This window comes from Ligaoa zhengdingensis (assembly GCF_014384885.1).
Lineage (GTDB): Bacteria > Bacillota > Clostridia > Oscillospirales > Ruminococcaceae > Ligaoa > Ligaoa zhengdingensis.
This window is the reverse complement of the sequence record NZ_JACRST010000010.1, coordinates 66,154-93,089: the sequence shown is the minus strand read 5'-3', so window position 1 is coordinate 93,089 and position 26,936 is coordinate 66,154. Positions and strand designations below refer to the sequence as shown.

General features: G+C 62.2%; 21 protein-coding genes. 8 read left to right on the top strand and 13 right to left on the bottom strand.

Going from position 1 to position 26,936, the window contains the following annotated elements; all coding sequences use genetic code 11:
• Positions 1 to 319 precede the first annotated feature (319 nt).
• A complete protein-coding gene (locus H8711_RS08060) occupies positions 320 to 1,354 on the bottom strand; it encodes a PTS sugar transporter subunit IIC (RefSeq protein WP_249282959.1) in 1,035 nt (344 codons plus the stop codon).
• 179 nt (positions 1,355 to 1,533) lie between these two features.
• Between H8711_RS08060 and sigK the strand changes: the two genes are divergently transcribed.
• Entirely contained in the window at positions 1,534 to 2,229 is a 696-nt protein-coding gene (sigK, locus tag H8711_RS08055; protein ID WP_249282963.1) for an RNA polymerase sporulation sigma factor SigK, read from the top strand.
• Between the two features lie 59 nt (positions 2,230 to 2,288).
• On the opposite strand, the gene H8711_RS08050 is transcribed toward sigK, so the two are convergent.
• The 3 genes from H8711_RS08050 to H8711_RS08040 all read right to left on the bottom strand — a co-directional run bounded on the left by H8711_RS08050 (position 2,289) and on the right by H8711_RS08040 (position 4,924).
• The gene (locus tag H8711_RS08050; protein WP_249282958.1) at positions 2,289 to 2,831 is read right to left on the bottom strand and encodes a stage V sporulation T C-terminal domain-containing protein; all 543 of its coding nucleotides are present in this window, start codon (positions 2,829 to 2,831) and stop codon (positions 2,289 to 2,291) included.
• Positions 2,832 to 3,088: 257 nt separating this feature from the next.
• A complete protein-coding gene (locus tag H8711_RS08045; protein ID WP_249282957.1) occupies positions 3,089 to 4,606 on the bottom strand; it encodes a 4Fe-4S dicluster domain-containing protein in 1,518 nt (505 codons plus the stop codon).
• A 36-nt stretch (positions 4,607 to 4,642) separates the two neighbouring features.
• Complete coding sequence (locus tag H8711_RS08040) at positions 4,643 to 4,924, bottom strand: NAD(P)H-dependent oxidoreductase subunit E (RefSeq protein WP_249282956.1); 282 nt, start codon at positions 4,922 to 4,924, stop codon at positions 4,643 to 4,645.
• A gap of 198 nt (positions 4,925 to 5,122) precedes the next feature.
• On the opposite strand from H8711_RS08040, the gene hflX reads away from it, so the two are divergent.
• Entirely contained in the window at positions 5,123 to 6,367 is a 1,245-nt protein-coding gene (gene hflX, locus H8711_RS08035; protein ID WP_249282955.1) for a GTPase HflX, read from the top strand.
• Positions 6,368 to 6,889: 522 nt separating this feature from the next.
• On the opposite strand, the gene H8711_RS08030 is transcribed toward hflX, so the two are convergent.
• Complete coding sequence (locus H8711_RS08030; RefSeq protein ID WP_249282954.1) at positions 6,890 to 7,417, bottom strand: QueT transporter family protein; 528 nt, start codon at positions 7,415 to 7,417, stop codon at positions 6,890 to 6,892.
• 246 nt (positions 7,418 to 7,663) lie between these two features.
• Between H8711_RS08030 and H8711_RS08025 the strand changes: the two genes are divergently transcribed.
• From H8711_RS08025 to aroF, 4 genes are all read left to right on the top strand, one after another.
• Positions 7,664 to 8,353, top strand: a complete 690-nt coding sequence (locus tag H8711_RS08025; protein WP_249282953.1) for a nitrilase-related carbon-nitrogen hydrolase — start codon at positions 7,664 to 7,666, stop codon at positions 8,351 to 8,353.
• A gap of 11 nt (positions 8,354 to 8,364) precedes the next feature.
• The gene (locus tag H8711_RS08020) at positions 8,365 to 9,420 is read left to right on the top strand and encodes a nitrilase-related carbon-nitrogen hydrolase (protein WP_249282952.1); all 1,056 of its coding nucleotides are present in this window, start codon (positions 8,365 to 8,367) and stop codon (positions 9,418 to 9,420) included.
• Positions 9,417 to 10,634 carry a glycoside hydrolase family 3 N-terminal domain-containing protein gene (locus tag H8711_RS08015; protein WP_249282951.1) on the top strand — a complete coding sequence of 406 codons (1,218 nt, stop codon included), beginning with the start codon at positions 9,417 to 9,419 and terminating at the stop codon, positions 10,632 to 10,634. Before H8711_RS08020 ends, H8711_RS08015 begins: the two co-directional genes overlap by 4 nt.
• Positions 10,635 to 10,832: 198 nt before the next feature.
• Positions 10,833 to 11,843 (top strand): 3-deoxy-7-phosphoheptulonate synthase, encoded by a 1,011-nt coding sequence (aroF, locus tag H8711_RS08010; RefSeq protein WP_249282950.1) that lies wholly within the window; start codon positions 10,833 to 10,835, stop codon positions 11,841 to 11,843.
• Between the two features lie 132 nt (positions 11,844 to 11,975).
• On the opposite strand, the gene H8711_RS08005 is transcribed toward aroF, so the two are convergent.
• Both H8711_RS08005 and H8711_RS08000 read right to left on the bottom strand, forming a co-directional pair.
• Positions 11,976 to 12,974: a GGGtGRT protein gene (locus H8711_RS08005; RefSeq protein ID WP_249282949.1), complete on the bottom strand. Its 999-nt coding sequence runs from the start codon at positions 12,972 to 12,974 to the stop codon at positions 11,976 to 11,978.
• A gap of 20 nt (positions 12,975 to 12,994) precedes the next feature.
• Positions 12,995 to 13,687, bottom strand: a complete 693-nt coding sequence (locus H8711_RS08000) for an iron-sulfur cluster assembly scaffold protein (protein WP_249282948.1) — start codon at positions 13,685 to 13,687, stop codon at positions 12,995 to 12,997.
• Between the two features lie 341 nt (positions 13,688 to 14,028).
• Between H8711_RS08000 and secA the strand changes: the two genes are divergently transcribed.
• On the top strand, positions 14,029 to 16,773 hold the full coding sequence (gene secA / locus H8711_RS07995) for a preprotein translocase subunit SecA (protein WP_249282947.1): 2,745 nt from the start codon (positions 14,029 to 14,031) through the stop codon (positions 16,771 to 16,773).
• 670 nt (positions 16,774 to 17,443) lie between these two features.
• Here secA and H8711_RS07990 read toward each other — a convergent pair.
• The 5 genes from H8711_RS07990 to H8711_RS07970 all read right to left on the bottom strand — a co-directional run bounded on the left by H8711_RS07990 (position 17,444) and on the right by H8711_RS07970 (position 23,021).
• A complete protein-coding gene (locus tag H8711_RS07990; RefSeq protein ID WP_249282946.1) occupies positions 17,444 to 19,462 on the bottom strand; it encodes a penicillin-binding transpeptidase domain-containing protein in 2,019 nt (672 codons plus the stop codon).
• Between the two features lie 18 nt (positions 19,463 to 19,480).
• Complete coding sequence (gene mreD / locus H8711_RS07985) at positions 19,481 to 20,002, bottom strand: rod shape-determining protein MreD (protein WP_249282945.1); 522 nt, start codon at positions 20,000 to 20,002, stop codon at positions 19,481 to 19,483.
• A complete protein-coding gene (gene mreC / locus H8711_RS07980; protein WP_249282944.1) occupies positions 19,999 to 21,021 on the bottom strand; it encodes a rod shape-determining protein MreC in 1,023 nt (340 codons plus the stop codon). The genes mreD and mreC overlap by 4 nt, the downstream gene beginning before the upstream one ends.
• A gap of 239 nt (positions 21,022 to 21,260) precedes the next feature.
• Positions 21,261 to 22,283, bottom strand: coding sequence for a rod shape-determining protein (locus tag H8711_RS07975; RefSeq protein WP_249282943.1), 1,023 nt, complete (start codon positions 22,281 to 22,283; stop codon positions 21,261 to 21,263).
• A gap of 171 nt (positions 22,284 to 22,454) precedes the next feature.
• Entirely contained in the window at positions 22,455 to 23,021 is a 567-nt protein-coding gene (locus H8711_RS07970; protein WP_249282942.1) for a Maf family protein, read from the bottom strand.
• Positions 23,022 to 23,630: 609 nt separating this feature from the next.
• Between H8711_RS07970 and H8711_RS07965 the strand changes: the two genes are divergently transcribed.
• Positions 23,631 to 23,894 carry an AbrB/MazE/SpoVT family DNA-binding domain-containing protein gene (locus H8711_RS07965; RefSeq protein ID WP_249282941.1) on the top strand — a complete coding sequence of 88 codons (264 nt, stop codon included), beginning with the start codon at positions 23,631 to 23,633 and terminating at the stop codon, positions 23,892 to 23,894.
• A 586-nt stretch (positions 23,895 to 24,480) separates the two neighbouring features.
• Here the strand turns inward: H8711_RS07965 and H8711_RS07960 are convergent.
• The gene (locus H8711_RS07960) at positions 24,481 to 26,880 is read right to left on the bottom strand and encodes a glycogen/starch/alpha-glucan phosphorylase (RefSeq protein ID WP_249282940.1); all 2,400 of its coding nucleotides are present in this window, start codon (positions 26,878 to 26,880) and stop codon (positions 24,481 to 24,483) included.
• Positions 26,881 to 26,936: the final 56 nt, after the last annotated feature.

Sequence of the window (26,936 nt, the reverse complement as noted above, 5' to 3'; positions counted from 1 at the left end):
CCGCCGCCAGAGAAGGCTGAAAAAGTACTATACTTTTGAGGCGGCCGAAGAGATCGCCGAAGAAACTGCACAGCAAGAAACAGAAGAATAGCCCTACAGGCAAAAGGGCCGCCGGTACATCACCGGCCGCCTGTTTTTTGTTGTGTCGCGGCCCGGCTGGGATTGCTTGTGCTTTGTGGCTACGGGCATAGCGCTCCATGCCTTAGCAAGTGCCGTCCCCGGCTTTCCTGTCGGCGTTGCCGACCCGGCGGCTTCGGCCACAGTGTATTGCGCACTGCCGTGCGCCTGCCTCGGCATCGCCCCGGGGGCATCCCTGGCGTTACGAGAGCGATTGCAGCTTCATATCGCCCGCACGCACCCAGCCGATGCGCCGCAGCACCCAGTCGAATCCCAGGGTGAGCAGCGCGGGCAGGATGAAATGCAGCAGCAGAATCTCGCCCATCAGCAGCGCCGGGGGCAGCTCGCCGCTCATCGCGGCAAAGGTGCCGAACTGGCCCACCAGGCCGCTGGTGCCCATGCCCGCTCCGGTGGCGGTGTTGGTCATTTTAAAAATACACGTAGAAACCGGGCCCAGCACTGCGCTCGCCAGGGTGGGCGCAATCCAGATTTGCGGGCGGCGCAGGATGTTGCCGAACTGGAGCATCGAGGTACCCACCCCCTGCGAAATCAGGCCGCCCCAGCGGTTGTCGCGGAAGCTGGCCACCGCAAAGCCCACCATCTGGGCGCAGCAGCCCACTGTGGCCGCGCCCGCCGCCAGGCCGCTTAAATCCAGCATGATGCACAGCGCCGCCGAGCTGATCGGCGCGGTCAGCGCCATGCCCACAATCACCGAAACCAAAATCCCCATCGGGAACGGCGTCATCTCGGTGGCGTGGTTGATTACGTTGCCCAGCCCCTGCATCAGCGACTGCACAAACGGCCCCGCAAGCTGGCCCGCAAAGCCGCCCGCAACAATCGTCACCAGCGGGGATACCACGATATCCACCTTGGTCTTGCCGCTCACCAGCCCGCCGATTTCAGCGCCGATCACGGCGGAGATGTAAGCGCCTACCGGGCCGCCCACCGAATAGCCGAACGCGCCTGTCACCACACACGAAAAAATCACCAGCGGCTTGGCCCCCAGCCCCCAGGCGATGGCCGCACCGATGGCCGAGCCCACCACCGGAGAGCTCGCGCCCACCACTTCGGCGAACGGCGCAAGGAACCCCAGATAGGGCAGCTTGCCGAGCTGCGACAGAATCAGCCCGATGATGAGGGATGAGAACAGGCCCAAGGCCATGGCGCTCATCGCGTCGATGAAATACCGCTGAAAGAACCGTCCAAGAAAGCTGGTCTGCTTTTTTTGCTGTTGCATGTGGTACATCCTCCCTTTTTACATCCCAGATTAAGACAATCCAAACAAAGATATTCTATCAAATTTGGGTGGATTTTACAAGGTTTGGAATATAAATCACACTTTTATTTCCTGTTGCAGCCGGATGGCCATGCACAATCGCCCCGCGCGCCACATAAGATGGCAGAGAGGTGATGACGATGTTTTCCGCGTTGATAACCCTGGCGTTGGGCGGCGCGCTTTACTTTGCGCTGCACGTCACCAACAGCGGCGCGTTTCCGCGCCCGCTCTCTGCGGCGGAGGAGCGCGACTGTCTCGAGCGCATCCGCAACGGGGATCAGGAGGCCAAAAACAAGCTGATCGAACACAACCTGCGCCTGGTGGCGCATATCATCAAGAAGTATTACTCCAGCTTTAAAGACCAGGACGACCTGATCTCGATCGGCACCATCGGGCTGATTAAAGCGGCCTCCACCTTCGATTATGAGAAGGGGGCCCGCTTCGCCACCTACGCCTCGCGCTGCATCGAAAACGAAGTGTTGATGTTTTTCCGCTCCAAGCGCAAGAGCGCGCAGGATGTGTACATATCCGACCCCATCGACACCGATAAGGAGGGAAACTCGCTCACCCTGATGGATATTGTCGCGGACGAGGACAATATCCTCGAAAACCTCGACCTCAAAATCCGCAGCGAAAAGCTGCACAGCTATATCGACGCGCTGCTGGATGAGCGCGAACGCACCATCGTGCTGCTGCGCTATGGGCTTTGCGGCCACCTGCCGCTCACCCAGCGCGAGGTGGCAAAAAAACTGGGCATCTCGCGGTCGTATGTATCGCGCATCGAAAAAAAAGCCCTGGCCACCCTCAAAAAGCAGTTCTTGCGCGAAGGGGCCTGACAGATAAATAGCAACGGGCGCGCCGCATGGTTTGCAGCGCGCCCGTTTTTCAGTTTGGCTTATTCTTCCATCTGGCGGCCCAGGAACATGGCCGCGGCCGCAATCAGTTTGATCTCGCTGTCCTCGGCCAGCGAGCCGGTGTCGCCCGCCAAAAACAGCACCGAGCCGCACACATCGCCCGCGGCGATGATGGGGGCCGCCACCAGCGCATAGCGGTCCACGCCCTCCACGGGCTGGAGCTTACCCTGGTCGCGCGACACCATCGCGAAGTTGCGGCGCTGCTCCATGATCTCCTCCAGCGCGGGAGAAACGCGCCGCTCGAGCAGCTCCTTTTTGGGGATGCCCGAGACCGAGATCACGTGGTCGCGGTCGCAGATCACGGCCGGGAACCCGCCGGCCTTGTGCAGCACATCCGCATACTGCCCCGCGAAGGATGACAGCTCGCCGATGGGGGAATACTTTTTAAAAATGACTTCACCGTCGTTGTCTGTATAAATTTCAAGCGGGTCGCCTTCGCGAATCCGCATGGTGCGCCTGATTTCTTTGGGAATTACGACACGGCCCAGGTCGTCGATTCTTCTCACAATTCCGGTGGCTTTCATAGGGTTTCCTCCTGTAAAAGATTTATGGGGAGGGCGGGGCGCCTGTCATTGCCCGGGTATTTGCTATGTAATGACAGGCCCGCCGCCGTTACATGTTCGCACATCAAAGTTGGGGATTGATGACGTTATTTCTATTATTTACAGGCCGGGAAACTTTATGCCGGATTTTTTGCCGTTTTGTTTTTTTGCCGTTGACATTTTCTGCAAAAAAAGCCCCGCGGCGTATCTCGCCGCGGGGCCGTTTGCTTGGGTTATGGTTATTTGTCGCCGTTTTTCTGTTCAAATTCCTGTACCAGCGGGTTTTCCGTGGCGATTTTGCGGGTGGAAGCGTCCTGGAACTTTTTCACCGCGGCCGCCGCCTTGGGCAGCGGCATCATGGTGCCCGCGCCGCCGATGCAGCCGCCCGGGCAGGCCATGCCCTCCATCAGGTAGCCGTTGCGCTTGCCCGCCTTGGCCAGCGTCAGCATCTTGGCGCAGTTCTTGAGGCCCTCGGCGCGGTCGATCTTCATCTCCACATCCGGGTACATCTCTTTGACGCAGGCCGAAATCGCGTCGGCCACGCCGCCCGCCACGCTGTAGCCGCGTCCGGCCGCTGTGGCGTCGTGCACGCCGCCGCGGCTTTCCAGGTCGCCGAACTCGATGCCCTTGGCAACGAACATGCCCATCAGCTCTTCAAAGGTGATGACGAAATCCACGTCGCTGCGCACCGTGCGGCGGGAAGCCTCCAGCTTCTTGGCCGCGCACGGGCCGATGAATACGATCTTGGCGTTGGGGTGCCGCTCCTTCACCATGCGCGCGGTCGCCACCATCGGGGTGAGCGCGTCCGAGACATAAGGCGCGATGGTGGGGAACTTGGTTTTCGCCATCACGCTCCACGCCGGGCAGCAGGAGGTGGCCAAAAACGGCTCCTCGCCGCTCACAACCTTTTCGACGTAGTGCTTCGCTTCCTCCACTGCGCCGATGTCCGCGCCCAGCGCCACCTCGACCACGCCCGCAAAGCCCAGCTCGCGCAGCGCCTCCCGCACCTGGTCCGGGGTGGCCAGCGGGCCGAACTGGCCCACAAACGCGGGCGCCACGCAGGCGATCACCTCGTCGCCCTCCTTGATCGCGTGCACCAGCTGGAAGATCTGGCTCTTATCCGCAATGGCGCCGAACGGGCAGTTCACCAGGCACATGCCGCAGGACACGCACTTGTCGTAGTTGATTTTGGCGCGGCCCAGCTCGTCCGATTCGATCGCGTCCACGCCGCAGGCGGCCGCACAGGGGCGGTCGTAGTGCACAATCGCCTCGTAAGGGCAGACCTCCTTGCAGCGGCCGCAGCGCACGCACTTGCTCTTATCGATGTGCGAACGCCCGTCCACCATCGAGATCGCCTTCACCGGGCAGGCCGAGACGCACGGATGCGCCAGGCACCCGCGGCAGTTGTCGGTGACCTTGTAGGAATTGGGCTCGCACTTGTTGCACGCAAACGGGATGACGTTGACCAGCGGCGGCTCATACACCTTTTTGGCGATGGCGCTCTCGCTCACCCCGCGCGAGATGGGCGCGGGGTTGTCCGCCGGGTAGAGCTCCAGGCCGATGGCGAGGCGCAGGCGCTCGCCCACGATGGCGCGCTCTTCAAACACGCTGCCGCGGTAGGTGGGCACCTCGCCCGGGATGATTTTATAAGGTATCTCCACAATGCGGGAGTAATCTCCGCCCTCGTAGGCCAGCCGAGCGACCTCGGCAAAGACCTGCCTGCGGATTTTGGTGACCGGTGTGTAAATTCCCCTCATGTTGATGCTCGTCCTTTCGCCGCTGTGGCTGATAATTTATACCATCTGGCGCTGCTCGCGCGAGACCAGGCCGATAACCCTGGCCATCACCGTTTCGCTGTTGGCGCGCTCCAGCACCTCGTTGTTGATGCGCACCATTGGCGACAGGTCGCCGTGCTTGGCGTCGCCCAGGCATTTGCACATTTTCACTTCAATTTGCGTGTCAAAACGCAGCTGCACCTTGAGCTTCTTCAGGCTCTCGATCGAATCGATGATATCCATCGCGCCTTTCATCACGCATTCGGTGCACACGCAGACCTCCACGATCAGCTTTTTCATGACAAAGCCGTCCCCTTTCAATATGATTCCAACCCGAGTTCGATAAAAATTTGACAATGCGCAGTATTACTTTCATTATAGTGAATGCGGCATTTCAAGTCAACCGAATCCCCGCCAAAATTCTGCAAAATCCGGTTGTGAACCGGCCCGCCGCGCGGTATACTAAGAAGAACCAAACCAAAAGAATGTGGTGATAGATTGTACGAAAACAAACAGGACCCCCAGCGCGCGCTGCTTGTGAGCGTGGACGCCGGGGAATTCGACGCCGAGACCTCCTTAGCCGAGCTGGAGGAGCTGGCCGGCACCGCCGGTGCCGAGGTGGTGGCCAAGGTCTGCCAGCGCAGGCCGGAATACGACACCGCCACCCTCATCGGGTCGGGCAGACTGGACGAGATCCGGCAGTTCGCCGAAAAAAACGAGGTGGACCTGCTCATCTTCGACCACGAGCTGACCGCCAGCCAAATCCGCAACATCTCCGACGCGACCGGCGTGGATGTGATCGACCGCACCATGCTCATCCTCGACATCTTCGCCCAGCGCGCCCGCACCAGCGAGGGCCGCGTACAGGTCGAGCTGGCGCAGCTGCGCTACCGCCTGCCCCGCCTGGGCGGGCAGGGGCACGCGCTCTCCCGGCTGGGCGGCGGCATCGGCACCCGCGGCCCGGGCGAAAGCAAGCTGGAAAGCGACCGGCGGCACATCCGCCGCCGCATCCAGGCGCTGGAGGAGCAGCTCGCCGAGCTGGAGCGCCGCCGCGTGCGCCAGCGGGCGCGCAGGCGCAAGGACGGCGTGCCCACCGTGGCCATTGTGGGGTACACCAACGTGGGCAAATCCACCCTGCTCAACGCCCTGACCGACGCGGGGGTGCTGGCCGAAGACAAATTGTTCGCCACCCTGGACCCCACCGCGCGCGCCCTCACCCTGCCCGACGGCCGCACGGTGATGCTGGTGGACACCGTGGGCCTGGTGCGCCGCCTGCCCCATCATCTGGTGGAGGCGTTTCACTCGACCCTGGAGGAGGCCGCCGAGGCCGACCTGCTGCTCAACGTCTGCGACGTATCCAGCGACGAGGTGCGCGAGCAGATCGATGTCACCGAGCGGCTGATGGCCGAGCTGGGGGCCGAAGCCACCCCGGTGGTGACGGTGCTGAACAAATGCGACCGGCTGGCCGGGTTTGAACCGATTGCCGCGCTGGGCGGCAACGTGCTGGTGAGCGCCAAAACCGGCTTCGGCCTGGACGCCCTGCTGCAAAAGGTGGCCGAGCGGCTGGAGGCCACCCAGGTGCGCATGAGGCTGGCGATCCCCTACGACCAGGGCGGGCTGCTCGCCGAAATCCGCGCGGGCGGCCGGATTTTTTCGGAGCAGTACACCGGCGAGGGCACCGAGATCGACGCGCTGGTGGACAAAAAAATACTGTCCAGGGTACAAGTCTACCAGGTCCCCTGAACAGAAAAGCCCCCGGCGCGCCCCGCGCCCATAAAAAACGCCAAAGCGGAGGCGGGCCGTCGGCTTTTCGGCCCCGGCTCCGCTAAAGACAGCAAAAGCCGGGCAGGATGTCGGCAACCATCCCGCCCGGCTTCTGTTTTGAGGACGCAAAAAGGGCGCTGCATGTTTTTTACTCATACAGCACCCCGAATGTTCGGAATCCACTCGTGCAACGCAGGCCGCCTGCAAAATACAGCGCGGCACATTCTCCCCGGCCTACCTCCCATCGCGGGCAAACCCGCGGGCAGCCCCTTGCTTTACAGGGCGAGAAAAATGTTGTATAATGTCGTTGCAAGGTGCGGCACTTAGCCGCGGTGTATGAGCCCCTACCTCATATGCAGGGCGCGGAAGCTGTCACTTCCGGGCCTGCCTTGCGCTTTTTGCGCCTCGAGTTTATTATAGGGCATCTTTGCCAAAAAAGCAAGAGATTTGTCGAATTTTGCGCGGTGGCCGCAGCCACCGCGCTTTTTTGTTGGAAAGCGGTTATGGAAACAGCCGGACGTCCAGCTTGCTGCGCTGCAACAGCGCCACCAGCAGCAGGCCCAGGCCGAAGCAGGCCAGCGCCTCGCCCGCGCCCACCAGCAGGGCGTTGGTGGTGAACACCGCGAAGCTCGCGGGGGAATCGGGGGTGAAGAACACGGTGATCTCCCAGCCGATGATGAGGGCGTTGCACACCACCGGCGGCAGGGCCGCCAGCACCGGCAGGCCGCGCAGCCGCACCCCGCGCAGCAGCCAGGTGAGCGCCGCGGCAATCAGGGTGGCCAGCGTGCCGAACAGCACGTCGGGCGGGAAGGTGAGCCCCAAACTCACGCCGATGAGGTTGGTGAGCAGGCAGCCCAGGGTGACGCCGGGGATCGCCCAGGGGGAGAAGACCGGCAGCAGGGTGAGCGCTTCGGAGATGCGGAACTGCACCGCGCCGAAGCCGATGGGCGCGACAGCCAGGCTGAGTACCGTGTACACAGCCGCGAGCATCGCGCTCACCGCCAGATGTCTGGCATTGAGCTTTTTCATGATTCAACTGTCCTTTCGTAGTGTGGTTTAAAGTCAGGAGCTTGCGACTGACTTCGGCGGCGCGCCGGCCGCCGGGAACGGGCGCAGGGATGCGCCTCGCCTATTGTAGCGCAGGGCCGGGCAAAATGCAAGCGCGGTTTGCCGCAACCGCCGCGGGTTTTTGTTGAATTGGCGGGGAAAACACGATATAATGATTTTATTGGAGTTTTGTCCCGGCCGCGCGCGGCCCACAGGAGGTTAGAATCGATGCAGGATTTGATGATTAGCGTGGTGGACGCCTGGGAGCAGCCGCCCATACAGAGCAACTTTATCGTGTTTAAAAGCGACCAGCCCGCCGTGCCCATGCAGGAGGGCGGAGACTATTTTCAGAAGTGCAAGCGCTATGCGCGCGAGCAGGGGGCCTATGTGGTCACCGGGCTGATGAACATCGCGGATTTTCTGTGCGTGTGCATGTTCGGGCCGAACGGCAAGCTGGCGGGCGCGCAGCGGGCGCTGTTCTACGAGCAGAACAACCGCGAGCTGTACAAAAAGTCTTCCAATCTGGCGGTGTTCCCCACCCCATACGGCAAGGTGTTCCTGTGCGTGGATGCGGATATCTACAGCCCTGAGGTGCAGCGCTACGCGCGCCTGGCGGGGGCGGAGGTGGTCGTCTGCGCCCAGTGGTTCCCGGCCGAACGCTACAACGAAGCGCGCATCTGGACCGGCGCCTGGGGCGCGGCCCAGACCAACAATTTCCTCGCCATCGCGGCAAACAACAACGGCGCGGCCATCTGCGCGCCCTATCTCACCAGCATAGACAACACCGGATACCTGAGCAAACCGGGTCAGACGGCCTCCACCATCTTCAACGTCAGCCGCCTGATGGAGATACACAGCGACTATTTCAGCTCGCAATTCAACCGGAAACTGTTCGCGGCCCACCGCGACCTGCTCTGAGGAGGCGCCCTATGAAACTTTCTTTTTCCAACCCGTTTGCACTCAAGGGCAGCGAGAAAAAGATCATCAAGGCGATCGACCGGCTGGCGATCGACCGCTCGGACAATCTATCGTTTCTCGACCCGGCGGCGGTGCGGGTGGCCGCGGCCCCCATCAAGCTGCGCCCCTACCGCAAGCTCGACGACTTTGTGGAGCATCTCAACGAAAAGATGGCCGCGGCTGTGGGCGGCGGCGCGCAGCTCGTCTGCTTTCCCGAGCTGATCGGCCTCGCGCCCATCACCTTGTCCCCCCACTATGCGCGCCTGCTGGCGGACTACCGCGCCTGCCCCGCCAAGGAGCGCGGCCAGCTGGTGAACGACGCGCTCTACGACCACTACGACTACCTCCAGGAGACCTACTTCACCAGCTTTTCCGAGCTGGCCTGCCAATACGGCGTGTATGTGCTGGCGGGCAGCCTCTACCTGTTCGAGGGGGATTGCCTCTACAACCGCGCCTATCTGTTCGACCCGGACGGCGACATCGTGGCCTACCAGGACAAGCTCAACCCCACCCGCGACGAGTTGGAGTTCGGCGTGGATGCGGGCGAGGCGCTCACGCTGATGCAGACGCGCATCGGCAACCTGTGCGTGGCCATCGGGCAGGATAACTGCTACTTTGAAATCTACCGCATCGCGCGCGGGCTGGGCGCCAAGCTGATGCTCGCGCCGGTGTGCAACCTCAACTTCGGGTGCCGCCTGCCCCACGCGGCGGACGTCTACCTGCGCGTGCAGGAGACCCCTCTCTACGCGGTGAAATCCGCCCTGACCGGCGACCTGATGCAGCGCCATTTCGGCGGCGTCAGCGGCGTCTATGCGCCCATCCCCACGGCCGCCGACAAGCAGGGCCTGCTCGCGGCCAGCGGCAACGAGGTGGAGCGCCCGCTCACCTGCCGGGTGAACCTCAACAAGCTGGACGCGGTGTTCGACCCGTTTTCCTGCGACGACAACCCCGAGTTCCTGTCCGCCTTTGCGGCGCGCCACTACGACGCCGCGGACGCCGCCCCCGCGGGCGGGGAGGACGAGCTGTGAGCCGCCGGGGGCTGCGCGGGCTCTGCCTGGCGGGCGCGCTGCTGGCGCTGGCCGCCTGTGGGGTCCGGGACAATTCGTCATCTTCCTCCTCAGTGCCGGAGCAGGACGCCATCCTGCCCGGCTTTTCTTCGTCCCAGGCCCCGGCCCCGTCTGAGCGGGACCCGGACGGGCCGCCCGACGAGTGGCTGGACGGCGGGGTGCTGTCCGCCGGGTACGGCCGCGCGTGGGAGTTGCTGCAAACCATGACCGACGAGGAGAAGGCGGGCCAGGTGCTGCTCGCCCGCTGCCCCGACCTGGACGCGGCCGGGGCGGTGGCCGCCTACCACCCGGGCGGGCTGGTGCTGTTCGGGCGGGATTTCAGCGGCCTCACCGCCGAAGAGGTAAAGGCCAACCTCGCCTCCTATCAGGCGGCGAGCTCCCTGCCGCTGCTGCTCGCCACCGACGAGGAGGGCGGCGAGGTGGTGCGGGTGAGCTCCAACCCCGCGCTCGCGTCCGAGCGCTTCCGGTCGATGCGCGCCCTCTACCGCGCGGGCGGCGCGGATCTGATCGAGCAGGACGCGCGCGCCAAGGCCGGGCTGCTGCTGTCGCTGGGGGTCAACCTCGACCTCGCGCCGGTGGCGGACGTCTCGACCGACCCGAACGACTACATCTACGGGCGCACGGTGGGCGAGGACGCTGCCACCACCGCCGACTGCGTGGCCGCCGCGGTGCGGGGCTTGCAGGGGGCCGGGGTGTCCTCGGCGCTCAAGCACTTCCCCGGCTACGGCGACAACCCCGACACCCACACCGGCTCCGCGCTCGACGAGCGCCCCTACGAGCAGTTCACCTCATCGGATTTCCTGCCGTTCGCGGCGGGCATCCGCGCCGGGGCGCGCTGCGTGCTGGTCTCCCACAACGTGGTGGCCTGCATCGACCCGGATTCCCCCGCGTCCCTCTCCCCGGCCGTGCACGAGGTGCTGCGCGGAGAGCTGGGCATCACCGGCGCAGTGCTCACCGACGACCTCACCATGGAGGCCGCGCGCGCCGCGGCGGGCGGCGAGGAGGCCGCCGTGCGGGCGCTTCAAGCGGGCAACGACCTGCTGATCGTCAGCGACCTGCCCGCGTCTTACGAACAGATCGCGGACGCGCTCGCATCCGGTGAGCTGGACGAGGCGGTGCTCGACCGCGCCGTGTTCCGGGTGCTGGCGCTCAAGTGCTGCCAGGGCCTGCTTTGAGAAAAAACACCTGTCCCCAATGCAAGGACATGTCTTGTGATAATTTAACAATAAAAAACTTTAAAGCGCTAAAATATTCTGCTTTTCTTTTGCGGCCCGCGGGGGTATAATAGTGGTATTCCACCGGTTGGGGCGCGAACCGCCCCCGGAACTGCCCGCGGGGGATTCCCCGCCACCGATCAAAGGAGTTGAATATCCATGGTAGTCATCCTCAAACCCCATCCCGATCAAAAAAAGGTCGATCAGCTCGCGGAATCGTTCCGCAGCCTCGGCTTCTCCATCCATTACAGCGAGGGCGAGCACACCATCATCATGGGCCTGGTGGGCGACACCTCGCGCGTGGACATCAACACCATCGCGGCCAACGAGATTGTGGACCGCGTGCAGCGCATCTCGCAGCCGTATAAGGCGGCCAACCGCCGTTTCCACCCGCAGGATACGGTCATCGACGTGGCCGGCCGCAAGATCGGCGGCGGCGCCTTCAGCGTGATCGCCGGGCCCTGCTCGGTGGAGAGCGAGGAGCAGATCATCTGTGTGGCTGAGGCGATCAAGGCGAGCGGCGCGCAGTTTTTGCGCGGCGGCGCGTTCAAGCCCCGCACTTCCCCCTACGCCTTCCAGGGGCTGGAGGCGGACGGCCTCAAGCTGCTGCTGGAGGCGAAAAAGGCCACCGGCCTGCCGATCGTCACCGAGATCATGAGCCAGACCCACATCGACCTGTTCGCGGACGTGGACGTGATCCAGGTGGGCGCGCGCAACATGCAGAACTTCCAGCTGCTCAAGGAGCTGGGCCACAGCAAAAAGCCGATCCTCTTAAAACGGGGCCTGGCCAACACCATCGAGGAGCTGCTGATGAGCGCGGAGTACATCATGGCGGGCGGCAACCCCAACGTGATCCTGTGCGAGCGCGGCATCCGCACCTTTGAAACCTCGATGCGCAACACCCCCGACCTCGCGGCCATCCCGATGATCAAGCACCAGAGCCACCTGCCCGTGGTGTTCGACCCCAGCCACGCCACTGGCATCCCCTGGATGGTGGAGCCGCTCACCAAGGCGGCGCTCGCCCTGGGCGCGGACGGCGTGATGATCGAGGTGCACAACAACCCGGGCGCCGCCCTGTGCGACGGCGCGCAGTCGCTCAACTTCGAGCAATTCGCGCAGGTGATGGACACCGTCAAGCAGCGCGCCCCGCAGGAGGGCAAGGCGCTGTGAGCCAACCTGCCGGTGCAGCTGCGGCCCGCGCTAAAACATAAAATTAAAAACCCCGCCTTCCGATTCGCCGGAGAGCGGGGTTTTTCAAATGATGCGGCAGCCCGGGGTGCAGGCTGCCGCAAAGGGGGAAAGTTACTTCAGAGCCTCGGAGGCGGCTACGGCGCAAGCCACAGTCGCGCCGACCATCGGGTTGTTGCCCATGCCGATGAGGCCCATCATCTCGACGTGCGCCGGCACCGAGGAGGAGCCCGCAAACTGCGCGTCGCCATGCATACGGCCCATCGAGTCGGTCAGGCCATAGGAAGCCGGACCAGCCGCCATGTTGTCGGGGTGCAGGGTGCGGCCGGTGCCGCCGCCCGAAGCCACCGAGAAATATTTGAAGTCGTTCTCGTAGCTCCATTTTTTATAGGTGCCCGCCACCAGGTGCTGGAAGCGGGTGGGGTTGGTGGAGTTGCCGGTGATGGACACGTCGACCTTCTCATGCTTCATGATGGCCACGCCCTCGAGCACGTCGTTCGCGCCGTAAACCTTGACCGCGGCCTTTTCGCCGTCGGAGAACGGAACCTCGCGGACGATTTCGAGCTCGCCGGTTTCAAACACATAGTTGGTCTCGACATAGGTGAAGCCGTTGATGCGGGAGATGATGTAAGCGGCGTCCTTGCCCAGGCCGTTGAGGATGACGCGCAGCGGGGTTTTGCGCGCCTTGTTGGCGGTTCTGGCGATGCCGATCGCGCCCTCGGCGGCCGCGAACGACTCATGGCCCGCCAGGAAGCAGAAGCACTTGGTCTCGTCGCGCAGCAGCATGGCGCCCAGGTTGCCGTGGCCCAGACCCACGTTTCTCTGCTCGGCCACCGAGCCGGGGATGCAGAACGCCTGCAGGCCCACGCCGATCGCCTCGGCGGCGTCCGCCGCGACGGCCTTGCCGGTCTTCAGGGCGATGGCGGTGCCCAGGGTGTAGGCCCACACGGCGTTTTCAAACGCGATGGGCTGCACGCCCTTGACGATTTTTTCCACGTCGATGCCTTTGGAGAGGCACAGGTCGCGCGCGGCTTCCAGGGATTCGATTCCATATTCCTTGAGACATGCCTCGATCTTCGGCATTCTTCTCTCTTTGCTTTCAAACTGTACCATGGTGTTCCCTCCTTCTAAGATTATTCTTCTCTCGGGTCGATGTACTTGGGCGCGTTCTCATAGCGGCCGTATGTACCAATGTTCTTCTCAAAGGCCTCCGCGGGCGCGACGCCGTGGCGGATATCCTCGAGCATCTTGCCGACGCGCACGAACTTGTAGCCGATGGCTTCGCCGTTATTATCCACAGCGACCGAAAGGATGTAGCCCTCGGCGAGCTGGAGGTAGCGCACGCCCTTCACGCCGGTGGAGAACACGGTGCCCACCTGCGAACACAGGCCCTTGCCGAGGTCCTCGAGGCCGGCGCCGATGGGCAGGCCGCCCTCAGAGAACGCGGTCTGGCTTCTGCCGTAAACGAGCTGTTTGAAGATTTCGCGCATGGCAACGTTGATGGCGTCGCACACGAGGTCGGTGTTGAGGGCCTCGAGCAGGGTTTTGCCGGGCAGGATCTCGCCCGCCATGGCGGCGGAATGGGTCATGCCGGAGCAGCCCAGCGTCTCAACGAGGGCCTCCTCGATGACGCCGTTTTTCACGTTCAGGGTCAGCTTGCAGGCGCCCTGCTGCGGCGCGCACCAGCCCACGCCGTGGGACAGACCGGAAATATCGGTGATCTGGTAGGCTTTAACCCACTTGCCCTCCTCGGGGATGGGAGCCGGGCCGTGCTTGGGGCCCTTGGTCAGGGGGCACATTCTCTCCACTTCATGAGAATAATTCATATTGGGAACTCCTTTCGGTTGATATTGGTAACCTCTATGCCGGTTGGCCGAGCATACGGCATATCCGCTTTTATTATACTAATTCGTGGGAACAAGTGCAAGTCCCGCGCTGTTAAAAAACTGTCAACCCTGCGGAATTTTCGCGCTTTTTGGAATATCGCGCCGCGCGCCGCGCCATAATTTTAATGTTCAGGATTTTTTAACACATCTTTATCATAAAAAAGTTTGACAGCCCGGCGCGGGGCTTGTACAATAATAATTGTATGCACTTTTGGGCATTACCCAAATTTTTCCGCGGCCCTTTTGGCTCAAACGGCCGTTGAGAGGAGACTTTCTGAAACATGGGCTTGTTCGATAAAATCTTTGGCTCCTACTCCAAGCGGGAGCTCAAAAACATCACCCCGATCATGAACCAGGTTCTCGCGCTCGAGGACAAATACAAGGCGATGAGCGACGAAGAGCTCAAGGCCATGACCCCCAAATTTAAGGAGCAGCTTGCGGCCGGCAAAACCCTGGACGACATCCTGCCCGACGCGTTCGCGGTGTGCCGCGAGGCCTCCGACCGCGTGCTGGGGATGCGCCCCTTCCCGGTGCAGGTCATCGGCGGCATTGTGCTGCATCAGGGCCGCATCGCCGAGATGAAAACCGGTGAAGGTAAAACCCTGGTGGCCACCCTGCCCTCCTATTTGAACGCGCTCACCGGCAAGGGCGTGCACATCGTCACGGTGAACGACTACCTGGCCAAGCGCGACAGCGAATGGATGGGCAAGCTGCACCGCTTTTTGGGGCTCACGGTGGGCCTCATCACCCACGACATCGAGCCGGATAACCGCAAGGCGGCCTATGCCTGCGACATCACCTACGGCACCAACAACGAGTTCGGTTTCGACTACCTGCGCGACAACATGGTGGTTTACAAAGAGCGCCAGGTGCAGCGCGGCCACAACTTCGCCATCGTGGACGAGGTGGACTCCATCCTGATCGACGAGGCGAGAACCCCGCTCATCATCTCCGGCCCGGGCGAGAAATCCACCGAGCTGTATGGCGTGGCCGACCGCTTCGCCAAGACCCTCAAGATGATTAAGGTGAAGGAGCTGGACGCCAAGGAGGACCACAGCGATGTGGACGGCGACTTCATCGTGGATGAAAAGGCCAAGACCGCCACGCTCACCCCGAGCGGCGTGAAAAAGGCCGAGCAGTTCTTCAACATCGAAAACCTCAACGACCCCGAGAACAGCACCATCCTGCACCACATCAACCAGGCGATCAAGGCCAACGGCATTATGCACCGCGATATCGACTACGTGGTAAAGGACGGCGAGGTCATCATCGTGGACGAGTTCACCGGCCGCCTGATGATCGGACGGCGCTACAACGAGGGCCTGCACCAAGCCATCGAGGCCAAAGAGGGGGTCAGCGTGCAGAAGGAATCGCAGACGCTGGCGACCATCACCTTCCAGAACTATTTCCGCATGTACAATAAGCTCTCCGGCATGACCGGTACGGCCATGACCGAGGAGGGCGAGTTCCGCGAGATCTACAAGCTGGACGTCATCGAGATACCCACCAACAAGCCGGTGGTGCGCCACGACTTCCCCGACGTGGTCTACAAGACCGAGAAGGGCAAGTTCAATGCGATCATCGACCAGATTGTGGAGTGCCACGAGAAGAACCAGCCGGTGCTGGTGGGCACCATCTCCATCGAAAAATCCGAGCTGCTGTCGTCCATGCTGGGCCGCCGCGGCATCAAGCACGAGGTGCTCAACGCCAAATACCACGAGAAGGAGGCGGAGATCGTCGCGCAGGCGGGCAAGCCGGGCGCGGTGACCATCGCCACCAACATGGCGGGCCGCGGTACCGATATCATGCTGGGCGGCAACGCCGAGTATATGGCCAAGGCCGAGATGCGCCGCATGGGGATGCCCGAGGAGCTGATCGGCGAGGCCACCAGCTACGGCGACACCGACAACGAGGAGATTCTGGAGGCGCGCAGGCTGTTCCAGGAGCTCAACGCCAAGCACAAGGCGGAGATCGCGCCCGAGGCGCAGAAGGCCAGGGACGCGGGCGGCCTGTTCATCATCGGCACCGAGCGGCATGAGTCCCGCCGCATCGACAACCAGCTCCGCGGCCGTTCCGGCCGTCAGGGCGACCCGGGCGACACCCGCTTCTTCATCTCGCTGGAGGACGACCTGATGCGCCTGTTCGGCGGCGAGCGCCTGCAAAACATGATGGACACCCTGGGCGTGGAAGAGGACATGCCGATTGAAAACAAGATGCTCACCAACTCGATTGAGAACGCGCAGGCCAAGGTGGAGGGCCGCAACTTCGGCATCCGCAAAAACGTGTTGCAGTTCGACGACGTGATGAACAAGCAGCGCGAGATCATCTACGGCCAGCGCGACAAGGTGCTCAACGGCGAGAACATCAAGGAATATATCCAGAAGATGATCTCGGATATGATCGACTCGGCCATGAGCCACTACCTGGGCAGCAGCGACATCCGCGAGGAATGGAACATCGACGGCCTGCGCTACCACTTCATGGGCTGGCTGCTCGAGGAGGGCGACCTCAAATACGACGCCAAGGGCCTGGAGAACATCTCCCGCGAGGAGATCCGCGACTTCATCCAGAAGAAGGCCAGCGAGCGCTACGCGGCGCGCGAGGCGCAGTTCGGCGACCAACTGATGCGCGAGCTCGAGCGCGTGATCCTGCTCAAGAATGTGGACCGCCACTGGATCAACCACATCGACGCGATGGACGACCTGCGCCAGGGCATCTACCTGCGCAGCTACGCGCAGAAGGACCCGGTGGTGGAATACCGCATCGAGGGCTTCGATATGTTCGACCAGATGATCGAATCGATCTGCGAGAGCACCGTGAAGATGCTGATGACCGTGCAGATCCGCACCCAGGAGGAACCCAAGCGCGAACAGGTGGCCAAGCCGACCTATGTGGGCGGCCAGACCGACGGCAGCGTGCAGAAGCAGCCGGTGCGCAAGACCGCCTCGCAAAAGGTGGGGCGCAACGACCCCTGCCCCTGCGGCAGCGGCCTCAAATACAAAAAATGTTGCGGGCGCGACGCTTAAAAGTAAAAAAGCGGGCCGGGACACGGATTGTGTCCCGGCCCTTTTTGTGGGCGCGGTGGCCGAAGCTGTGAAGCCGGGTGCGAACCCGCCGGGCAGCGACGGCAGTGCGAAAAAGCCCCGCAAAAAGCGCGCAAAAGCCGGGCAGGATGTCGCCAACCATCCCGCCCGGCTTCTGTTTTAAGGACGCAAAAAGGGCGCTGCATGTTTTTCACTCATACAGCACCCCGAATGTCCGCAATCCATTCGTGCAACGCAGACCGCCTGCAAAATACAGCGCGGCACATTCTCCCCGGGTCACTCTCCCTCCGCGGGCTTTGCCCGCGACCGGCCCCTGTCCCTTGCTTTACAGGGCGGGAAAAATGTTGTATAATGTCGTTGCAAGGCGCGGCATTATTGCCGCTGTGTATGAGGTATGAGCTCGTATGCAGGGCGCAGAGGGTGCGACCTCTGGGCCTGCCTTGCGCTTTTTGCGCCTTAAACTTATTATAGGCGGATATTGGTAAAAAAGCAAGAGTCTTGTCGAAAAATAAGGTAAAAAACTTCATGCGCACCGGTGCATGAAGTTTTTTTCATCTGGGCCGCGCCGCCAGGGCGGCAGACGGCCATTTTTTCCGGCGCAAGCACAGGAAAGGCCCCCGGCGCGCGCCGGGGGCCTCTGGTTTTTGCCGGGTCAGGGCAGCGGGGTCTCCTTCTGCTGCGGGGTCTGCGCGTTTTTATCCGAGAAAAAGTATTGGTCGAAAACGTCCTTGGCGATGGGCACGCCGGTGTAGCCCTGGCCGCCCTTTTCAATCACAACGGCCACCGCGACCTCGGGGTTTTCGGCGGGGGCAAACGCGATGTATACCGAGTTGATCTCGGTCTCGGTGACCTGCGGGGAGCCGGTCTTGGCCGCCACGGTCACGCCGTAGCCGTTAAACTTGCCCAGCGAGGTGCCGCTTGGGCCGGCCGCGGCCACCATGCCCTCTTTGACCACGTCGATCACGCCGTCGGCAAGCTGCATGTCGTAGGCCACCTCGGGCTCGACCTCCTCGATCACCTCGTCGAAGTTGTAGGACACCACGCTCTTCACCATGTGGGTGCGCATCCGCTTGCCGCCGTTTGCAATGGTGGCGCAGTAGGTGGCGATCTGGATCGGGGTGAATTTGTTGTCGCTCTGGCCGATAGCGGCCTGGATCACGTCGCCTGGGTACCACTCCTGGCCGATGCTCTTGCGGTACTCGGGGCCGGCGCGGCGGCCCTTCTGCTCGGGCAGCTCGATGCCGGTATACTCGCCCAGGCCGAAGCCCTTGGCGTATTCGTCAATCTTGTCGATGCCCAGCAGGCGGCCCTGCTCATAAAAATAGTAGTTGCAGGAGACGCGCAGCGCGTCCACCACATTGATCGGGCCGTTCACATACAGGCAAGACGGCGTGTAGGACGGCGCGAAGTACATATAGCGCCCGGTGCAGTTCACAATGGTGTCGCGGGTGGCAATGCCCTCGTTGAGCGCGCCGGTGGCGACGCAGGGCTTAAAGCAGGAACCGGGCGCGTAAGTGCCCTGCAAGGCCCGGTCGAAAAACGGCTGCTCGGGGTCGTTCAGGTTCTTCTCGTAGTCCTCTTTGTAGGTGGCGAGGTTGTAGCTGGGGTAGTTGGCGCTGGCCAGCACGTCGCCGGTGGGCACGTGGATCACCACGGCGGAGCCCACGGTGGCGTCCTTGCCGGCGTTCACGGTGGTGGTCTGGCGCATCAGCTTGATGTTGCGCTCCAGCGATTCCTGAACCACCCGCTGCATCTCCTTGTCGATGGTGAGCACCACCGTGTTGCCCGGGCGTGGGGCCTTGGTCTCCACCACATCCACCACCGCGTTGTTGCGGAAATAGATCTGGCGCTCGCCGCTCTCGCCGCGCAGCTCGCTTTCAAATGCCTTTTCGATGCCCTCCTTGCCCACCGTCTCGTTGGCGGCGTAGCCGCGTTCGGAGTATTCCTCCAGCTCGTCCGGGTAGATGGGGCCGATGCGCCCGATGATGTGGGGCGCGAGGTCGCCGCAGGCGTATTCACGAATCGAGCTCTCCTGCACGTCCACGCCGGGCAGGTCGTAGGAGTTCTCTTTGATTTTGGTGATGGTGTCGATGGAGATATCCTCGGCAAAGGTGTAGGGGGTTTCGTAGTTGAACCCGCGCTGCTCCATCTCGTAGCGCACGCCTGCAATCAGGCGCTGCTGCTCAAAGGTGTAATCGGCCAGACCGAAGCGCTCGTTCACCAGCCAATACCACACGTCCTCGGCGGTGGCCGCCTGGTTCACCCCGGCCGCCGTCTTGAGGCGGGAGATATCCCCGCTGCCGCCGGAAAAGGCGATCGGCTGGGCATCGGTCAGGGGCAGGTTGTCAATCCAGTCCTCGCCCGCGGCCTGCATAATTTCAATCAGGCGCAAAATCACTTCGTTTTCGCGCCCGCGCGTCAAAAACGCCTTGTCCAGCACCACGTTGAAGCCGGTGCGGTTGATGGCCATGGGCCGGCCGTAGCGGTCCACAATCTCGCCGCGGGCCGCCGTGACCACCTGCTTGCGGCTGGTGCTCTTGTTGGCCAGCTCGTCGTAATGCGCCTTTTCCACAATCTGCATTTTGATGAGGCGCAGCCCGAACAGCACGCACACCAGCGAAAACAGCGCGGCCAGCAGGGTGACGCGCATACGGGACAGGGGTATTTTCATCGAAAGGCGCACCTCCCTTTAGGTTTTCAGCTTGCGGTTGAAGTAACCGCTGATCGATCGGATCAGGTAAAACAGCGGGATCACCGCCAAGGTGGAATAAAGCACCGTGGGCAGCGTCTGGTACCAGAAGATCCGATGCCCGTTTTCAAAGCCCCAAATCTGGAAATAGAAGAAATATTCGAGCACCCCGCGCAGCAACAGCACCGCGAGGCCCAGCATCAGCGCGTTGGTGAGCTTGAGCTGGGTGTAGTAGATGGTGAGCAGGCCCACCGCGGCGCAGCAGGCCATCACGATGATGCCGTTGAACCCGAAGATGGTGAAACTCGCGAGGTCGCACAGCAGGCCGGCCAGCGCGCCCATGACGCCGCCGGTGAGCTCCCCCTCGAACATCGCCATGCACACCGCGGCGGGCACCACCAGGATGGGCTTGACGCCGAGGATGGAGAACAGGCGCGGCGTGGTTTGCAGCACATACAGCAGGATGAGCAGCGCCACCAGGGTGAAATATTTGACGAAGTAGAGGTGTTTTTTCTGGGTCATGGCGCGTCACTCCCGGCCGGTTGGCCCTCGCCGGCGTCCGGTTCGGCCGCCAGGGATGAAGAGGAAGCGTCGCCGGCCTCGCTGAGCGGCTGCTGGCCGTCGGGCTCCTCCGCCTGGGACGAGGACGCGTCCGCTTCGGGGGCGGAAGATTGCGCGGGCCGGACCGGCTCGGTGGAGGAGGAGCCCTGGCCCGCAAACGAGCGGATCACCAGCACGTCCTTGACGTTGCGGATGTCGGCGGTGGGCTGCACCACGGCGTACAGCGAGTTGCCGTGGCTCTCGGTGCCCACCTCGACGATCTTGCCGATCGTCTGGTCCTTGGGGTAGTTGCCGCTCACGCCTGAGGTCACCACCAGGTCGCCCACCGCGGCCGCGCTCTCGCGGGGCAGCAGGTACATCTTGCACAGGCCCCTTTCGGCCAGCTCGGTGGTACCGGTGACCAGCGCGGTGTCGCGGGTGCGGGTATCATACACGCCGATGTTGTTGTACGGGTCGAGGATGGTGGATACCTTGGCATATGTAAGCCCAACCTCATAGATGACGCCCACCAGGCCGTCCGAGGTGATGACGCAGTCGTGCACGTCCACGTCGTCCAGGGTGCCCCGGTCGATGGTGAAGGAGTAAAAGCGGTCGGACGCGTCGCGGCCTATCACCGAAGCGGGTTCAAACACCAGGTCGGGGTTGCGCTCCTTGATCTCCAAAAATCCTTTGTACACCTCGTTTTCGTGCTTCACCTGGTCGTAATCCTTCTGGCGTTCGATGAGCTGCTGGTTTTCCTCCCGCAGCTTCTCGTTTTCCGCCTTGATCTGCTTTGCTTCGACAAAGGTGGAAAAGAAGTCGTCCACCTTGTCCGAGATGCCCGCCGACACCTGTTGCAGCGGCGTGGTGATCGCCCCCAACAGGCTGGAGGCCACGGTGCCGAAGCCGCCGGTCCAGGCCGCGCGCAGCATAAAGGCGCACAGCACCACCGCGAGGCAGAGCAATATTTTAAAGCGGACCGATGAGAAAAATTCTTTCAAGCGCCTGATTCCTCCTTACACGGTGGCTTTCTTGGTTCCATGTTGAAGCGGCAAGCCTTCCCGGCCGTTGGCCGGTGGCTCGGGCACAGCGCCCGGCGCAACGTGAGCGCCTTCCCCGGGCTTTCCCCCGGCCGTTGGCCGGGCTGCGAAAAAATGCGGGCGCACCGGACAAGCCGCCTTATCGCACGGCCTCCGCGCTGCCCGCAGTTCTCACTCTATCCTATGCCGCCCGCCGCCGGTTAATAACGGCGGTCGTCCTCCGAAAGCACCTCGCCCAGCTTCGCCAGATCCTCCAGCACGCGGCCGGTTCCCTCGGCCACGCAATCCAGCGGGTTGTCGGCGATGTAAACCGGCATACCGGTCTCCTCCGCCACCAGCTTATCCAGGTTTTTCAGCAGCGCGCCGCCGCCGGTGAGGGTGATGCCGTGGTCGATGATATCGGCCGACAGCTCGGGCGGGGTGCGCTCCAGCGTCACCTTGATCGCATCCAGCACGGACGACAGCGGGTCCTCCAGCGCCTCGCGGATCTCGGCGGGGGTGATGAAGATGTTCTTGGGCAGGCCGTCCACCAGGTTGCGGCCCTTGATCTCCATCGGCTGCTCATCCTCGTAGGGGTAGGCGGAGCCGATGTTGATTTTGATATCCTCAGCGGTGCGTTCACCGATGAGCAGGTTGTACTTCTTTTTGACATACTGGATGATCGACACGTCGAACTCGTCGCCGCCCACGCGCACCGAACGCGCGGCCACAATGCCGCCCAGCGAGATCACCGCGACCTCGCTGGTGCCGCCGCCGATATCCACCACCATGCTGCCGGTCGCCTCGGCCACCGGCAGGCCCGCGCCGATCGCGGCAGCCATCGGCTCCTCGATGATCGACACCTGCTTGGCGCCCGCGGCGAGGGTGGCCTCTTTCACCGCGCGGCGCTCCACCTCGGTGACGCCCGACGGAATGCAGATGACCACGCGCGGCCGCGCGAACGACGAGCCGTTGAACGCCTTCTTGATGAAGTGCTGCAACATGCTCGAGGTGATGTCAAAATCCGCGATGACGCCGTCCTTGAGCGGACGCAGCGCCACAATCGAACCGGGGGTGCGGCCGATCACGTCCTTGGCCTCCTGGCCGACATAACGCGCCTTATCGGTGCGGGTATCCACCGCAACCACCGACGGCTCCCGCATGATGATGCCCTTGCCTTTCATAAAAATCAGGGTGTTGGCGGTACCCAGATCAATCCCGATATCCTTGGTGAACGAAAACATATGGCTTCCCCTTTCGCGGCCCCAAACGCCGCTTCGTCGTTGTGTTCTATCGTAAAAAAGTGCGGATATCCCGAGCTTTTTCATTATCCCTGATATTATACCCCCAAACGGGCGGTTTCACAAGTTTTTGCAGCGGTTTAATTTGTAAACAAATGCTAAATTTTGCCGCCATTATCGGCTTTCGTCCAACAGCAGGCCGAGCTCGCGGCGCAGGCGCGCCACCGGCAGGCCCATCACGTTGAAAAAGTCCCCGTCGATGCGCTCCACCAGGATGCACCCCGGCCCCTGGATGCCGTAGGAACCCGCCTTATCCAGCGGGTCGCCGGTCGCGACATAATCTTCAATCTCCCGCTCGCTCAGCGGGTAGAACCACACGCGGGTGCACTGGGTAAACGAGCGCTCGCGCGCCCCCAGCCGCAGCGACACCCCGGTATACACCCGGTGCTCCCGCCCGGAAAGACGCCGCAGCATGAGCGCCGCCTCGGCCGCATCGCGCGGCTTGCCCAGCACCTCGCCGTCGATCTCCACGATGGTGTCCGCGCCGATCACCAGGCTGCCGGGGTGCTGCGTCGCCACATGCGCCGTCTTGCGCCGCGCGGTGAGTTCGCCCACCGTCTCGGCCGGGGCGCCCTCGGGCACGCTCTCGTCGATATCCGCCGGGATCACCGCATAGTCCGGGTAAAGCAGCGCCAGCAGCTCCCGCCGGCGCGGCGAGGCGGACGCCAGAATGATATCCATATCGCAGTCTCCTGTTCCATCAGATTGTTTCGCCACCGCCGAATCCCTTTGCGGCATCGCCTCCAGGCGCATGCCCGGCGGGGTTGCACCTAGCTGTGCAGCTACGGGCAGAGTGTATTGCGCACTTCCGTGCGCCCGCCTCAGCATTGCCCCCAGGGGCATCCCTGGCCGAATTTTTCCGCCCACATTCGCCAAAAACCCTTGCTTTTTTTCCAGTTATAACCTATAATAAGAGCAAGGCGCAAAAAGAAATCGCAAAGCAGACCCAGAGGCAGCAACCCTCTGAGTCCTGCATGGGGAGAGCTAACCTCCGCATACAACGGTTTACACCGCACCTTGCCTCATGATTATACCCGATTTCTACATCGAAGTAAAGTCAGCAGCCACGGGTTGCGGCGAAAATCGTGTATGTCAGGCTGGTTTGCGTGCGTACTCTGGAGCTTTCCGGGGCCGCTGTATGGGAGTAATCCTGTACGGCGGCTCTTTTTGCGTCCTTGCGGTAGGCCGCGGGGCGGGGAATCGCCATTCCTCCCCTGCCCCGCGCGCTCAACCGTTGGGATAGCGGATAAACGGGCCTCCGGGCCTTGATAGAAAAGGACGGGATCATAGATGAAATACCACCTTAGAAAAGTAGACGAGCTGGGGCGGGTCGTGCTGCCCCTCGAACTGCGAATGGAATTGAACCTCCAGGCCGGCGACTGCGTCACCATGCGGTGCGAAAACGGCCGCATCTGGCTGGAAAAGAACAGGGCGACCTGCTGGCTGTGCGGGTCCCCGGAAAATCTGGTCGAGCTGGAAAACGGCGCGTCTGTATGCATGAGCTGTGCGGAAAAGATTTTGCAGCAGGCCGCGCAGACGGATGAACAAAAATAACGCGAAACGAAGCGGGTCGCCGGTTGATGCCGACGGCCCGCTTTTTTCGTCTTCTCCGGTGGGAGTGTTTTTGCCTTGTGGCTTCGGGCACAGCGTTTTGCGCACTATAGCGCGACTGGCCCGGCTTGGGCCTGGGCGCTTTAGTTTGCACCCGGCCTTGCAGCTACGGGCACTGCACCCCACGCCTTAATAAGCACTTTCCTCGGCATTGCCCCCAGGGGCATCCCTGGGCGGGGTTTCGGCCCCGCACGACGACTCGCTTTTGGTACACGCCAAAAGCGAGCAAAAACGTGTCAAAGGGGACGCCCCTTTGAAAACCCCGTTGTGCGCCCGGGCCGGCAGCGCCGGCAGGCAATCCGGGTTGGCACTTGCGTTGTGCAAGGTGCAACCCGCGCACAGGGCCAGCGGCTTCGGGTAGGGTGCCCTGCAATTTGTACGGTGCTATCCCCGGTAACGCCGCCGGGTGCATACCCGGCGCTTCGCTCCCACGAACCATTGCCCCTTACGGGGTGCCCTCGGGCGACACCCGCAAGGCGCGCAGGTAGCGCACCGCTTGATTTTTGGCTCCGGCCGGGCAAGCGCCCGGTTAGCGCAGGTTCCAGATGTTCTGGGCGTACTCGTGAATGGCGCGGTCCGCGCAAAAATAACCCGATTCCGCAATGTTGCGCAGCGACATCTGCTGCCACTTCACCTGATCCGCATAGGTGGCCATCGCCTTGCGCTGGGTGGCCGCGTAGGAATCAAAATCGCGCAGCACCATGTACGGGTCGCTGTTCACCAGCGATTGGTAGATATCCGGGAACGCGTTGCCGCCGATCCCCTTGTTGATCGCGTCCAGCGCCGCCTTGATCGTCCTGTTGCCGTTGTAGATCGCGCGCGGGCTGTAATGCCCCTTGAGCGATTCCACCTCCTCGGCCCGCATACCGAAGATGAACATGTTCTCCTCGCCCACATGCTCCGCGATCTCCACGTTCGCGCCGTCATAGGTGCCGATGGTGAGCGCGCCGCCCAGCATCAGCTTCATGTTGCCGGTGCCCGACGCCTCGGTGCCCGCCAGCGAAATCTGCTCGGAAAGCTCGGCCGCGGGCATCAGCAGCTCGGAAAGCGTCACACGGTAATCCTCCAGATACACAATGCGCAGCTTTTCGCGCACCGCGGGGTCCTTCTCAATCACGTCGCGCAGGGTGCAGATCAGCTTGATGATCTGCTTGGCGAGGAAGTAGCCGGGCGCTGCCTTGGCGCCGAAGATGAAGGTGTGCGGGGTGAACTCGGCGTTGGGGTTGGCCTTGAGCCATTGGTAGAGCGACAGGATGTGCAGCGCGTTGAGGTGCTGCCGCTTGTATTCGTGCAGGCGCTTCACCTGCGCGTCAAAGATCGAGTGCGGGTCGATCGATACGCCGGTGGTCTTTTTGATGTAATCTGCAAACGCCTCCTTGTTTTGCAGCTTGATCTCCTCCAGCCGCCCCAGCACGCGCTTGTCGTCCGCATATTTGTTGAATTTGGTAAGCTCGCTCATGTCGCGCAGCCATCCATTGCCGATTGTGTCGCGCAATAGCTGGGTGAGCCCCTCGTTGCTCTGGTACAGCCAGCGGCGGGATGCGATGCCGTTGGTCACGTTGGTGAACTTTTGCGGCATGATCTCGTAAAAGCTGCGGAACACATCCCTTTTGATGATCTCCGAATGCAGCTTGGATACGCCGTTCACGCTGTGGCAGGCCATCACGCACAGGTTCGCCATGCGGATGGTGCGCCCGGAGATGATCGCCATCTCCTCCACCCGGCCGCAGTCGAGGTGATAGGTGTTGTACAGGTCGTAGACAAAACGGTTGTTGATCTCGCGGATGATCTGATAGATGCGCGGCAGCAGAGACGCGAACAGGTCCTCGTTCCACTTCTCCAGCGCCTCGCTCATCACCGTGTGGTTGGTGTATGCAAACACGCGGGTCACGGTGTTCCACGCCACATCCCAGTTGTAGCCGCAGTCGTCCAGCAGAATGCGCATCAGCTCCGGGATCGCGAGCGTGGGATGGGTGTCGTTGATGTGGATCGCAACCTTATCCGCAAAGTTGTCCAGCGTGCCGTAGGTGGCCATGTGGCGGTTGACGATGTCGCCCACCGACGCCGCCACCAGAAAATACTGCTGGCGCAGCCGCAGAGCCTTGCCTTCGTTGTGGTTGTCGTTGGGGTACAAAATTTTGCTGATCGCCTCGGCCATCGAGTTGGCCCCCAGGGCGTTCACGTAGTCGCCGCGGTTGAAGCTCTCCATATCAAACCCCGCGGACGTGGCCTTCCACAGCCGCAGGCGGGATACCCCCTTGCTGTTGTACCCGCTCACGAACATGTCGTAGGGCACCGCGCGCACGGTGGTGTAGTTTTTATAATTCACATGGTGGTAGTTGTTATCCCAAAACTCCTCCACCTCGCCGCCGAAGTGGACGTCCACCGACCGCTCCGGCCGGGGCGCCAGCCACACCTCGCCGCCCGGCAGCCAGCAGTCGGGCAGCTCGGTCTGCCAGCCGTCCACAATCTTCTGCTTGAAGATACCGTATTCATAACAGATCGAATACCCCATCGCCGGGTAATCCTGCGTGGCCAAAGCGTCCATAAAGCAGGCGCCCAGGCGGCCCAATCCGCCGTTGCCCAGCCCCGCGTCCGGCTCGTAGTCGTAAAGCGCCTCCAGCTTCACCCCGTAATCCGCCAGCACATCGCGCACTTCGTTTACAATTTCCAGGTTGTACAGGCTGTTTTTCAGGCTGCGCCCCATCAGGAACTCCATGCACAGGTAGTACACCTGCTTGCGCCCGTGGGAGTTGGTATCCACCTGGAACCGGCGGTTTTTCTCCCGCAGCAGCTCCACAACCACCATCGAAAGCGCCTTATAATACAGCGCGTCCGAGGCTGTCTCCGGCCGGGTACCCAGCTCGTTGACCAATTTGTCCTCCAGCCACGCCTTCAGCTCCTTCTTCGATACCAGATTGTAGTTCATATTCGATCGCTCTTTTCTCCGCGCCAGAGTATACAGGCTGCGCAATTCCGCCGCGC